The 4,487-nt window shown below is 74.4% G+C and carries 3 protein-coding genes and 1 pseudogene; all 4 read right to left on the bottom strand.

The features are described from left to right. Nucleotides 1–477: 477 nt before the first annotated feature. Nucleotides 478–2,124: a glycosyltransferase family 87 protein gene (locus tag FMEAI12_RS24175; RefSeq protein WP_112107959.1), complete on the bottom strand. Its 1,647-nt coding sequence runs from the start codon at nucleotides 2,122–2,124 to the stop codon at nucleotides 478–480. A gap of 11 nt (nucleotides 2,125–2,135) precedes the next feature. Further along, complete coding sequence (locus FMEAI12_RS24180; protein WP_112107960.1) at nucleotides 2,136–3,431, bottom strand: DUF445 domain-containing protein; 1,296 nt, start codon at nucleotides 3,429–3,431, stop codon at nucleotides 2,136–2,138. Between the two features lie 124 nt (nucleotides 3,432–3,555). Further along, complete coding sequence (locus tag FMEAI12_RS24185) at nucleotides 3,556–3,879, bottom strand: DUF6343 family protein (RefSeq protein WP_083391396.1); 324 nt, start codon at nucleotides 3,877–3,879, stop codon at nucleotides 3,556–3,558. A gap of 303 nt (nucleotides 3,880–4,182) precedes the next feature. Next, nucleotides 4,183–4,487: pseudogene (locus FMEAI12_RS24190) on the bottom strand (hypothetical protein); the annotation flags it as partial.

Genomic DNA, 4,487 nt, shown 5'->3' on the forward strand with positions numbered 1-4,487 from the left:
GGGCTGGGTGCTGCGGGGCTGAGTCAGGGGATCCGCCGATCAGGTCAGGGCCGACAGAACAACGCCACGTCGGTTCCACGCGCCATGCGGCGTGGTCTACAAGCGCGGAAAGTGTCGTCCGGCGGCCAGGGGGCGGCCGGTTTTCACGCGACCGGACCCAACCGCGGTCTGAGACCGCCATGGCGCTCGCACCGACCTTCGGACATCCGGCCCGATTGGCCGGATGCCCCAGAGATCTTGTCGCCGCCCCGTGGGTGGTTGCCCTCGGTGACGCCGACATGAAGACGTTACCTCGTACCGGGCCGTGATCGGGGGGCGCGAGGTGTGTGGTTAACCATCAGGGGAGGAGGTTCTACGTCACATCTGGTCCAGTGAAGCGCCGAACTGCGGTTCGGAGTCGGTTGGACGACATTTCCTCTTTAGATGACCTTGAAGACCTCAGCATACGCCGGATTGCCCATGCCTGGCGGGCATCTGTTACTGGGGGTGCACCCGGCCCGTTCGGGTGCGCAGCGCGCCGGTGGCGGGCATCGGCACCGGCCACCGGACCCGGCGCCGGCGCGGGCTCACCGGGCCGAGCGGGCCCGCCGGACCAGGCTGCGCGGCCCCCCGGTCCCGGCTGGCGCCGACCGCCCAGGCCAGCAGGGCCAGCGTTCCGACGAGCGCCCCGTAGGCGCCGACGACCCGCGCGTCCTCGCCGCGGGCGCGCGCCGCGATCCAGCACACCGCCCCGACCCCGCCGACCAGCGCGGCCACCAGGACAGCCCGTAGCGCCGTCATGGCCATCCGTGGCGCCGCCACCGGCTCGGACGCGGCCAGCCCGGGTACGGGGCTTTCAGGCACCGCCACGGCCGGTGCCGCGACCGCCGGCTCGGCCACATGGCCCGACCCAGCCACATGGCCCGGCTCGGCCGCCTGGTCCGGGTCGGCTGGACGTCCTTCCCGCCGCCGACGGGCCGTGCGCACCAGCGGCAGGGCGACCAGCGGACCGAGGACGACGGCCGCCACGAGCAGGTCGATCGGAGTGCTCAGATGTGGGGTCACCAGCAGCCAGCTGCCGCCGGTGAACAGAGCGAGGGGCAGGTCCGGGTCGCCGGGGGCGGCCGGGTGGCCCGGGCCGCCGCGGGTGATCGCGAGCAGCGGGGCCACCAGCAGGAGCAGATAGTGGCTCCACACGATCGGCGAGGCCACGAGTGCCGCCGCCACCACGCCGGCGAACAGCAGCCCGTCGCCGCCGGCGCGGCTCCGCCCGCGGGCCCGCCACAGACATCCGGCCAGCAGCAGGCCGGCGGCGGCGCGGGCGCCCCAGGTGGCGGCGCCGAGGCCGAGCCCGACGTTCATCAGCAGCCCGGTGAGGCTCAGCCCGTCGGGCGCCTCCTCGCGGGCGAGGACGGACAGCATGTCGGCGTAGGTGTGCGCCGCCACCGGGCTGTAGATCTCCCCGACGCCGAACAGCGCGGCCAGGGTGACGAGCGCCACCACCGTCGCGCGCGGCCGGCGGGTCAGCGCGAGCCAGAGCGCGACCGGGACGAGGAAGAGCTTGCTGTACACGAGCACCGCGGTGAGGACCCCGGCCGCCACGGGGACGTCCCGCAGCCGCCACAGTGCCACCAGCCCGCAGAACAGCAGCGCGTTGAGGGTGCCCATCTGCAGCCCGGTGATGGTGCAGGACGCCGTCAGCACCAGGGCGAACGTCCACCGGCCGGCGCCGGCGAGCCGGCAGGCGGCGAGCAGGGCGACCACCGACAGCGCGATGAACAGCTCGGAGGCGCCGGGAAGGGCGGAGAGCGGGACGAACGGCAGCGACACCAGGTACGGGTAGACGAAGGCGAAACCGGAGTAGACCTCGGGTGTGCCGGGCGGGGGGTAGGGGTCGCGGCCGTCGGCGACCGCCGCGCCCGCGCGGAGAAAGACGTCGACGTCGAAGTGGGCGATCGGGGCCACGTAGCCCACCCAGATCAGGGCGAGGAGCCCGGCGATGACGAGCGGGCCCGCGGCGCCGGCGGCCGTGGCCGCGGCCGTGGCCACGGCCGCCGGCGGCCGGGCACGGCCCGGCCCCGTGCCGCGTTGCTCCGGTCGGCGCTCCACCCAACCCCCAGGGTCGTCGTGTGCTGCGTCGGTCATGTTCCCACCCGTCAGAGCAGCAGCTCGGTGAGCAGGTGGATGACCAGGCCGGCGAGCGCGCCGACCACCGTCCCGTTGATGCGGATGAACTGCAGGTCGCGACCGACGTGCAGCTCGATCCGCCGGGACGTGTCAGCCGGCTCCCAGCGGGCCACGGTGTCCCCGATGACGGCGGCGATGTCCTCGCGGTAGCGGCCGACGGTGCGGGCGGCGATGTCGGCGGCGGCCCGGTTCACGGTGGACGCCAGCGCCGGCTCGGTGGCGAGCCGGTTCCCGAAGGCCGCCAGCTCCTCGGTGGCCCTGGTGCGCGCGGTTCCGTCCGGGTCCGTGGTCAGGTCGAGCAGTACGCCGCGGGCGGTCGCCCAGATCGCCGACACCGCCCGGTCGGTCTCCGGGTGGGCGATGATCCGCCGCTTCAGCGCCTCCACCCGCTCGCCGAGCTCGTCGTCGGTGCGCAGGCGCTCTGCGAACGTGGTGAGGAAGGAGTCCAGCGCGCGGCGCACCCGGTGGTCGGGGTCCCTCCGCAGGTCGGCGGCGAACCGCAGCGCCTCGGCGTACGCCTTGGCGGCGACCGCCTCGTCGAGCCACTTGGGCGACCAGGCCGGCGCCTGTTCCCGGACCATCCGCACGACCGTGTCCGGGTTCTGCTTCAGCCAGTCCTCGATCTCGGCGACGAGCAGGTCGACCAGGTGATGATGCGTGCCCTCCGCGACCACCCGGTCGAGGGCCACCCCGAGCACCCCCGCCCACCGCCGCTCCACGAGCCGGGGCAGGACGGTCTTCTCGACCAGCTCGCGGACGAGGTCGTCACTGATGCCGGAGATCATCGAGGCCACCCGTGCCGAGACCTCGGAGGTCACGCGTTCGGCGTTCTCCCGGCGGCGCAGCCAGCCACCGACCCGGCTGGCGACCCCGAGCTGGTCCAGTTTCTCGCGGATCACCTCCTCGGCGAGGAAGTGCGTTCCGACGAAGTTCTGCAGGCCGCGGCCGAGGGCGTCCTTACGGCGCGGGATGATCGCGGTGTGCGGGATCGGCAGCCCGAGCGGGTGCCGGAACAGCGCGGTGACCGCGAACCAGTCAGCCAGCGCGCCGACCGTGCCGGCCTCGGCCGCGGACGCCACGTAGCCGACCCAGCCCGGCGCGCCGGAGGCGTCCCACCGCCAGGCGACGACGTACACGGTGACCATGAAGGCGAGCAGCCCGGTCGCGATGGTGCGCATCCGGCGCAGCCCCTGGCGCATGCGGGCCTCGCTGAACGGGTCGCCGCCGAGATCGCGTGGGGCCCCGCCCGTCGCTGTCAGTGTCATCGCCCGCCCACCGGTGTCATCCGCGCCCGCCCGCCCCTCCGCAGGACCCTGCCGGAGAGCGCGGGCCTGGGGGCCGGGCTCGCGCGGCGGCGCCGACCCGCTCCGGCGGGGAGACAGCAACACCCTACGGGCGCGGCCCGTCAGCCCGGCGGGCCGCGCCCGCGCGGCGATGGATGACGACGAGGTCGACCAGCGCCGTGGCGGCGATGATCCCGAGAACGACCGCCGGCACGGTTCGGCCGGCCACCGCGAGCAGACCGCTGAAGACCCCGCAGAAGACCAGGCCGAACACGGCCAGCGCCCGGCGCAGGCCGAGGGCGCTGGCGGCCGGCGCGGCACCCGTCCGCGCGTCGCCGAGCGAGCCCAGCCGGCGCCACCACGGTGTGCGCCACCAGGGTGGGGGGTGCGCGGGGCGTTCGGTGCGCTGCCGGGGCACTGGAGCGGTCACGCCCTGCGGTGTGCCCGCCCAGGCGCGGACGAACCAGGACCACCCCGCAGCAGGGGAGGTCACAGGAAAGCAATCATCAGACATAAAAAGGGTATCGAAAAGGTTTGGCAGGAAGTTGCCTGTCGGCCTGCCTGGCCCCCTCTGATACTTCATCTCGTGATAATGGGGTTGAGGGGTCTGTGAGCGTAGGTGACGGCGCGTTCCCGCCTGTTCCCGCGATGTTCTCGCCAGCGCGGCCCGGTCGGTCGCCGGGCGGCGGCCTCGGTGTCCCGCCGCCAGAGCCCCGGTGCCGGTAGCCCGGCGTTAGCGTGCCTGCGCGGCCGCGGCGTCGCCGACCGCGTCGATGAGCAGTTTCGTCGCGGTGAAATCGACCGGGACCTCGATCACCCGGACCCCGCCCGCACCCAGCGCGGCGGCCAGGCGTTCGCGGTGGTCGGCGGCCGAGCGGAGCCCGCCCCTGCGGCCCCACACCTCGACGACCAGGCTGGCATCCAGATCCGAGGCCAGCTCGAGCAGGGTGGCGGCGGTACCGGTCGGGGGCTGCTCGACGACCGCCACCCCCACCCGGCCCTGCCGCCATGCCAGCAGGGGGCGGCGTGGCGGTGGCC

It is taken from the genome of Parafrankia sp. Ea1.12, from assembly GCF_900465275.1.
Taxonomy (GTDB): Bacteria; Actinomycetota; Actinomycetes; order Frankiales; family Frankiaceae; genus Parafrankia; species Parafrankia soli.